This is a genomic window from Algibacter sp., from assembly GCF_029245835.1.
In the GTDB taxonomy this organism is placed as follows: Bacteria; Bacteroidota; Bacteroidia; order Flavobacteriales; family Flavobacteriaceae; genus Algibacter_B.
Genome location: NZ_JAQWOO010000099.1, coordinates 1 through 6840 on the forward strand (window position 1 = coordinate 1; position 6840 = coordinate 6840).

8 protein-coding genes and 1 tRNA gene are annotated in these 6840 nt (G+C 33.9%); 1 reads left to right on the top strand and 8 read right to left on the bottom strand.

Annotated elements, in window-relative coordinates:
- Positions 1-245: 245 nt before the first annotated feature.
- From accC to pdxA, 6 genes are all read right to left on the bottom strand, one after another.
- Positions 246-1598 carry an acetyl-CoA carboxylase biotin carboxylase subunit gene (gene accC / locus P8K68_RS14725; RefSeq protein ID WP_300252646.1) on the bottom strand — a complete coding sequence of 451 codons (1353 nt, stop codon included), beginning with the start codon at positions 1596-1598 and terminating at the stop codon, positions 246-248.
- Between the two features lie 96 nt (positions 1599-1694).
- Entirely contained in the window at positions 1695-2180 is a 486-nt protein-coding gene (gene accB / locus P8K68_RS14730; protein WP_300252648.1) for an acetyl-CoA carboxylase biotin carboxyl carrier protein, read from the bottom strand.
- Positions 2181-2202: 22 nt separating this feature from the next.
- The gene (locus P8K68_RS14735) at positions 2203-3204 is read right to left on the bottom strand and encodes a beta-ketoacyl-ACP synthase III (RefSeq protein ID WP_300252650.1); all 1002 of its coding nucleotides are present in this window, start codon (positions 3202-3204) and stop codon (positions 2203-2205) included.
- A gap of 184 nt (positions 3205-3388) precedes the next feature.
- On the bottom strand, positions 3389-3592 hold the full coding sequence (rpmF, locus tag P8K68_RS14740) for a 50S ribosomal protein L32 (protein ID WP_109352001.1): 204 nt from the start codon (positions 3590-3592) through the stop codon (positions 3389-3391).
- 9 nt (positions 3593-3601) lie between these two features.
- Positions 3602-4141: a DUF177 domain-containing protein gene (locus P8K68_RS14745; RefSeq protein ID WP_300252652.1), complete on the bottom strand. Its 540-nt coding sequence runs from the start codon at positions 4139-4141 to the stop codon at positions 3602-3604.
- Positions 4142-4266: 125 nt separating this feature from the next.
- Positions 4267-5319, bottom strand: coding sequence for a 4-hydroxythreonine-4-phosphate dehydrogenase PdxA (pdxA, locus tag P8K68_RS14750; RefSeq protein ID WP_300252654.1), 1053 nt, complete (start codon positions 5317-5319; stop codon positions 4267-4269).
- 77 nt (positions 5320-5396) lie between these two features.
- Here pdxA and P8K68_RS14755 point away from each other — a divergent pair, with 77 nt between their 5' ends.
- Positions 5397-5987, top strand: coding sequence for a riboflavin synthase (locus P8K68_RS14755; RefSeq protein WP_300252656.1), 591 nt, complete (start codon positions 5397-5399; stop codon positions 5985-5987).
- 2 nt (positions 5988-5989) lie between these two features.
- Here P8K68_RS14755 and P8K68_RS14760 read toward each other — a convergent pair whose 3' ends face one another.
- Entirely contained in the window at positions 5990-6193 is a 204-nt protein-coding gene (locus tag P8K68_RS14760; RefSeq protein ID WP_300252658.1) for a PID-CTERM protein-sorting domain-containing protein, read from the bottom strand.
- A gap of 329 nt (positions 6194-6522) precedes the next feature.
- Positions 6523-6595: transfer RNA gene (locus P8K68_RS14765), tRNA-Ile, on the bottom strand.
- Between the last annotated feature and the right edge of the window lie 245 nt (positions 6596-6840).

Here is a 6840-nt window from a genome sequence, read left to right on the forward strand (position 1 = left end):
ACGGTTATTCAAACAGAAAGCAGAGGACTGATACGCACGATAGGGCTAACCTAGTTAGGGATATAGTTCACCTCTGTTTTCTTTTGAATAAATTTAAAAATTTATTTCAATTACAAACTAAAGGTTAGGGATTGCAGTGGATAGCCCACAGCGGAGGCACGTAGCGAGGACTTGTAACGGAAAGCCCGACCCTTGTGGTAACGCCATAAAAAAACTCCGAAATTGCTTCCGGAGTTTTAAAATATTTAATCTTCTACTTGTTTTTCCATTACGAAATCTTCCATAAATTTAGTGGTATAATTTCCTGCTAAATAATCTGGGTGATCCATAAGTTGCCTGTGGAATGGGATGGTGGTTTTTATACCTTCTATCACAAACTCGTCTAGAGCACGCTTCATTTTATTAATCGCCTCTTCTCTGGTTTGCGCTGTTGTAATTAACTTAGCAATCATAGAATCGTAATTTGGCGGAATGGCATAACCTGCATAAACGTGTGTGTCTAAACGTACACCGTGACCTCCAGGAGCATGTAATGTTGTTATCATTCCTGGTGAGGGTCTGAAGTCGTTATATGGGTCTTCCGCATTAATTCTACATTCGATAGAGTGCAATTTTGGCGTATAATTTTTACCTGAAATTGGCACACCAGCGGCGACTAAAATTTGCTCGCGAATTAAATCGAAATCTATAACTTGCTCTGTAATTGGATGCTCAACTTGGATACGCGTATTCATTTCCATGAAGTAAAAATTACGATGCTTATCGACTAAAAATTCTACCGTTCCTGCGCCTTCATACTTTATATATTCTGATGCTTTTACTGCGGCGTTACCCATTTTTTTACGAAGAGCGTCCGTCATGAATGGCGATGGTACTTCTTCAGTTAGTTTTTGGTGACGACGTTGGATTGAGCAATCTCTTTCTGATAAATGACATGCTTTTCCACGAGAATCACCAACAATTTGAATTTCAATATGCCTAGGCTCTTCAATGAGTTTTTCCATGTACATGTCATCATTTCCAAATGCGGCTTTAGATTCTTGTCTTGCAGAATCCCATGCTTCTTTAAGGTTTTCTGGTTTAAAAACGCCACGCATACCTTTACCTCCGCCACCAGCAGAAGCCTTAAGCATTACTGGATAACCGGTTTCTTTGGCTAACTTTTCACATTCAGCAAAATCCTCAATAATACCATCGCTACCCGGCACACAAGGTACGCCAGCAGCTTTCATAGTTTCTTTAGCATTGGCTTTGTCGCCCATTCTATCAATCATCTCTGGTGAAGCACCAATAAATTTTATACCGTGTTCTTCACAAATTTTTGAAAACTTAGCATTTTCTGATAGAAATCCGTATCCTGGATGAATGGCATCTGCATTAGTAATTTCTGCAGCAGATATGATATTGGACATTTTTAAATAAGACTCACTACTTGATGGTGGTCCTATACAAACCGCTTCATCAGCAAACTTAACATGCAAACTAGATTCATCAGCAGTGGAGTAAACGGCAACCGTTTTAATGCCCATTTCTTTACAGGTTCTAATAACACGCAGTGCTATTTCTCCTCTATTGGCTATCAATATTTTTTTAAACATCTTTTTAGAATTAGATAATTAGACAATTGGATTATTCGATTATCGGATTATTAGACTAGTAAACATCTAACAATCGAGGGATCTAATAATCTAAAATTAAGATGGGTCTACTAAAAATAATGGTTGATCAAACTCTACTGGAGATGAATCATCAACTAAAATCTTAACGATCTTTCCTGAAACTTCAGATTCAATTTCATTGAAAAGTTTCATAGCTTCAATAACACAAAGTACATCCCCTTCTGCAATGGTTTGTCCAACCTCAACAAATAAAGGTTTGTCTGGAGATGGTTTTCTATAGAATGTACCAATGATTGGTGATTTAATTGTAATGTATTTTGAATCTTCTGAAGCTGGAGCCGCTACTGCAGGAACGGTAGCTGCTGGTTCAGGCGTTGCTAACGTAGGCGCTGCCATTGCTTGTTGTGGTATTTGAGTAGCAGGAACTTGATGCACTATTGTAGTGTCTGAATCCGATCCTGTTCGGATGGTGATTTTTATGTCATCCATTTCTAGTTTAACCTCGCTTGCACCAGATTTGGCAACAAACTTAATTAAGTTTTGAATCTCTTTTATATCCATAATTTTACTAATTAGTTAGTGGTTATTTTTTTGAATTATAAGCCCATTTTAAATAAATGGCTCCCCAATTAAATCCGCCACCAAAAGCGGCAAATATAATATTATCTCCTTTTTTAAGTTGTGATTCGTAATCATTTAAAAGTAAAGGTAACGTTGCTGAAGTTGTATTCCCGTATTTATGAATATTTATCATCACCTTATCATCATGTAAATCTATACGTTTTGCTGTGGCATCAATAATACGCTTATTGGCTTGATGTGCAGCCAACCAATCTACAGAGTCTTTTGTAAGGTTGTTACGTTCTAATATTTTAACGGCAGCATCGGCCATATTGAAAACGGCATTTTTGAATACGGTTCGTCCTTCTTGAAAGGCGTAGTGCCCACCGGTTTCTAAAACTTCAGCAGTTAATGCATGAGATGAGCCACCGTAAGTAGCTTGTAAGAACTCTCTACCCGTACCATCACTTCTTAGGTACTCATCTTGAAGTCCCAGATTCTCTTCGTTAGGTTCAAATAAAACAGCTCCTGCACCATCTCCAAAAATAATACACGTTGCTCTATCTTTATAATTGATAATAGAAGACATTTTATCTGCTCCTATTAATAATACATTTTTATAGCGCCCTGATTCAATATAACTCGCAGCTACGGACATACCGTATAAAAAACTAGAACATGCTGCATCCATATCAAATGAAAATGCATTGGTGGCTCCAATTTCAGAAGCTGTAAAAGATGCTGTTGAAGCTGCTTTCATGTCTGGAGTTGCCGTGGCAACAATAACTAGCTCAATACTTTTAGGGTCTATTTCGTTTTTGTCAATAAGATTTTGTGCTGCTTTAATGGCAAGATAAGAAGTTCCTTTTCCATCATCTTTTAGAATTCGACGTTCTTTGATTCCGGTTCTACTGGTTATCCATTCGTCATTAGTATCAACCATCGTTTCAAGAATCTGATTGGTTAATACATATTCCGGCACATATGCGCCTACAGCTGTAATCGCCGCTGAGATTTTACTCATACCTTTTAAAGTTTATTTGACCAAAAATTGATTAAAAAATGGACAAAAACGTTGAAAATTTCATGAAATCTACTAAATTTTGGTCTAATAGCGCACAAATTTCGTGTTTTTGTGATTTAAGAAAAAGTATTTCATAAAAAAAACGCTCATAAATGAGCGCTTTTTTTTTCAATGCATAAGGTATTTATGCAACGTTTTCTATTTCTTCTGAGTTATCAATTAATACTTGACCTCTGTAGTATAATTTTCCTTCATGCCAGTGCGCTCTATGATATAAATGAGCCTCACCTGTTGTTGGGCAAGTAGCAATTTGTGGCGCAGTTGCTTTGTAATGTGTTCTTCTTTTATCTCTTCTTGTTTTCGAGATTTTTCTTTTAGGATGTGCCATTTTATATGTTTATTTATCCGTTAATAATTTCTTTAATGTATTCCAACGAGGGTCAATGTCCTCTTCTTTGTTTTTTTTATCTTTAAGCTTTGGGCTTAATTCTTCTAATTTATCAAGTATTTCTGAATTTAATGTACCGTCTTCAACTCCTGGGTGTATCCTTTTTATTGGAACAGCTAGTATAATTAATTCGTAAATATACTGCTGAATATTAATTTCGTATGTGCCATGAGGAATGATAAGAATATCAATATTCTCGTCGTTATACTCATCACCAAAATTAACTACCAAATCAAACGCATTTTCTATAGCTTGGTTGTAAGGTTCGTTTGTTAAATCACAATTCACATTTACCCAACCAGAAATTTTAAAATGTAACTCTAATAATGTTGTCTTTTTTTCTAATTCAAGATTAACATTAATGTTTACATCATTAAAATCTTCATACTCAAAATGTTCAAAGAACGCTTGTTCTATTTTGTACTCAAAATGATGCTTTCCTATTTTTAATCCTACAAATGGGATTGTAAACTCTTTCAATAGCTTCATTATCACATCTATTTTGAGCCTGCAAATATATAAATTTTTATTAACCTAACACGAGTTATAAACATTTTTTTAATTCTGTTTTTTAAGCTTCCTTTTTTTTAAGTTTTCAACTAATAATCAACTAATTAACGGCGCTCTTTCCGAGGTGATTTTTTTAAAGGATTTGCAGTAAGTTGTTGATAACTCATTCTGTTTTTAAAAATTTTAATAGCACTATAAACCGCTTCTTTAAAAGAGTTTTCATCGGCAACTCCTTTCCCTGCTATCTCATAGGCTGTACCGTGATCTGGCGAGGTTCTTACTTTGTTTAAACCTGCAGTATAATTTACACCTTCACCAAAAGAAAGTGTTTTAAAGGGTATTAAACCTTGGTCGTGATAAGAGGCTATAATAGCATCAAAATTTTTGTAATTATTGGAGCCAAAGAAACTATCAGCAGCATAAGGACCAAAAACCAATTTTCCGCTTTCCTTTATTTTATGGAGTGTTGGTCTAAGTACATCATCATCTTCTGTACCAATAACACCATTATCACCGGTATGAGGATTTATCCCTAAAACAGCAATTTTTGGTCGTTCAATTTTAAAATCTGTTTTAAGTGAATTATAAACTGTACTAATTTTCTGTTCAATTAATTCTGATGTGATGTGCGTTGAAACATCTTTAACAGGTACATGGTCTGTTAGTAATCCAACCCTTAATGTATCTGTTATCATAAACATTAAACTTTCACCTTCTAATTCTTGAGCTAAATAATTAGTATGACCAGGGAATTTAAACTCTTCAGACTGAATATTATGTTTATTAATAGGAGCTGTTACCAAAACATCAACTTCGCCTTTTTTTAAAGCTTTTGTGGCAAACTCTAAAGATTTTATAGCATACGTTCCTATTGTAGTATCTTCTTTTCCAAAATCAATATTTACAGGCTCATTCCAACAGTTTACGACATTAACTTTCCCATGAGCGAATTGGCTCATGTTGTTAATGCTATGAAAATTGATCTCAGATTTAAAATGCGATTTAAAAAAAGACATAACTTTTACTGAAGCAAAAATTACAGGTGTACAAAAGTCTAAAATTCTAGAGTCTTCAAACGTTTTTAAAATGATTTCACCACCAATGCCGTTTAAATCGCCTATGGATATCCCTACTATTATATTTTCTTCTTCCTTCATTAAAAATGACAACTTTTGTTCGTAATTTTGAAATTCTTTTTGATAGTACAAATTTAACTAAATAAACAGATAATAATATGTTTACTGGAATTATTGAAGATATTGGTGTTGTTTCAAATTTAAAAACTGAATTTGATAATCTTCACATATCAATAAAAAGTAAAATCACTTCTGAATTAAAAATTGATCAAAGTGTAGCACATAATGGGGTTTGTCTTACTGTTATTAATATAATTGGTGATGAATATACCGTAACTGCGATAAAAGAAACATTAGATAAAACAAGCCTTGGCAAATTACAAATTGATGATAAAGTTAATTTAGAGCGCGCCATGAAATTAGGAGATAGACTTGATGGACATATTGTTCAAGGGCATGTTGACCAAACTGCAGAATGTGTTAATATTAAAGAAGAAAATGGTAGTTGGGTTTTTACTTTTAAATATGATAGTGCTTTAAACAATATTACTATAGAAAAGGGTTCAGTAACTGTAAACGGTACAAGTTTAACCGTTGTAAACTCTAAAAAAGATATGTTTAGTGTCGCTATTATACCTTACACTTATGAGCATACTAACTTTAATACCTTTAAAAAAGGAACTACAGTTAATTTAGAATTTGATGTTTTAGGAAAATATGTAGCTAAGCTTGTTGAGCTGAATAGGTAACTTTAATTATTACGCTTTAGTAATAACTTTTTAACCCCGTAAAATAAAGCGAAAGCCATACCGTAAATTAAACCTCCATCAATAGGAAATCCGGGTGGTGGTGGCGGACCCGGTGGTGGTGGCATAGAACCAGGAACACCTTGGGCTTCACATACAAAACTTATTAATACAAATAAGATTGAGGCAATTATTCTTTTATTTTGCATTGTCATGGGGTCACAAAAGTATAAAAAAAAGCGAATTCACAAAATAATTATAGTTTTTTGAATTAAAAATGATCCATAAAAAGCAAGAATCATCGACAAAATGCATATTTTTATTGTTTTCAATAAACATTTGTTAATAATTGTTTTTATAAAGCTATGTCGTGTAAAATTAATCCCTCAATTTTATATTAATAGAACAAATATATATAATTCTTGTTAAAAGAGAAATTAATTGCTTTGTTTTAATGCTATAATACAACACTTTGTTTCCTAATAAACTATAATAAAAAAAGCCTTTCATTTCTGAAAGGCTTTACAATTTCTAAAAGTGGTCCCACATGGACTCGAACCATGGACCACCTGATTATGAGTCAGGTGCTCTAACCAACTGATTCCTTTGGTAGAGGAGTTTCCAGAGCATGTGCTACAAAATGTGCAGGTATTCTAACATAAAAAGCTGTGGTTTATATTTAATTATCAAGACCAAGATTGGGTTGTTCTGTGCTGACTACACCCTTCTCTTCTCTCATAGCAAAAAAAACAAATAATTAACCCCTCAGAGCTAAGCTATATCAGCACTTAAGCTCATGTCTGGGTTGTGGATAAATCTTAATGGTGACCGAACTTGGAACCCTAGCACAGGATAT